The sequence below is a fragment of the Roseomonas acroporae genome, assembly GCF_023223525.1.
Lineage (GTDB): Bacteria > Pseudomonadota > Alphaproteobacteria > Acetobacterales > Acetobacteraceae > Roseomonas_E > Roseomonas_E acroporae.
This window is the reverse complement of record NZ_JALPRX010000305.1, coordinates 1-324: the sequence shown is the minus strand read 5'-3', so window position 1 is coordinate 324 and position 324 is coordinate 1. Positions and strand designations below refer to the sequence as shown.

The following is a 324-nucleotide window of genomic DNA, read 5'->3' as shown; positions in this document are numbered from 1 at the left end:
ACTGGACGGAGGCGACGGGGAGAACTGGACACCCTTGATGAGGGGAGTTCGGCTGGATGACGGACGAGGTGGAGTGTCCTTCGCGGTTGGAACAGCCGCGGAGCGGGGCGATGAGGGTGCCGGACGAGGTGGCGGCGATGCTGCACCTGCATCGGCTTGGCTGGGGGTTGCGGCGGATTGCCCGCGAGGTTGGGTGCAGTCCGATGACGGTGCAGCGCTATGTCGCGGCCGAGGGGTGGGTGGCGTTCCGCGCGCCCTGCCGCCCTGGTGCGCTGGCCGGCCTGGAGGGATGGCTGTCGGAGCGGTTCCGGCGGCACCGGGGCA

1 protein-coding gene is annotated in these 324 nt (G+C 71.0%); it reads left to right on the top strand.

The genetic code is table 11. From position 1 onward, the window contains the following. Window positions 1-56: 56 nt before the first annotated feature. The coding region (locus M0638_RS28655) for a helix-turn-helix domain-containing protein (protein ID WP_248670359.1) at window positions 57-324 on the top strand (268 nt) is incomplete at its 3' end.